At 69.9% G+C, this 335-nt stretch carries 1 pseudogene; it reads left to right on the top strand.

The window, feature by feature from the left end:
* Positions 1-335: pseudogene (locus ACTQ34_RS18220) on the top strand (hypothetical protein); the annotation flags it as partial.

The raw sequence follows: 335 nt of genomic DNA, 5'->3' as shown, positions 1-335 counted from the left end.
CGCGAACGACGGCGCGGGCATTTACGTCAAGACCCTCAACATCAACGGCGGCACCGTCACCGCCACCGGCACTGGCAGCGGCGTGGGCATCAAAGGCTCCGCGGCCAGCAGAATCACCATCACCGGCGGCAATGTTACCGCCACCGGCGGCGCCAGCAGCGCGGGCATCAGCGGCAGTGAAATCAACATCAGCGGCAGCACCGAGGTCGAAGCCACCGGCGGCGAAAACGGCGCGGGCATCGGCGGCGGTAGCGACAGCGCCGGCGGCGAGATCACCATCAGCGGCGGCACCGTCGAAGCCACCGGTGGAGACAGAGGCGCGGGCATCGGCGGCG

The organism is Agathobaculum sp. LCP25S3_E8, assembly GCF_052117165.1.
Taxonomy (GTDB): Bacteria; Bacillota; Clostridia; order Oscillospirales; family Butyricicoccaceae; genus Agathobaculum.
The sequence above is the reverse complement of the archived record's forward strand: the minus strand, read 5'-3'. Positions and strand labels throughout refer to the sequence as shown.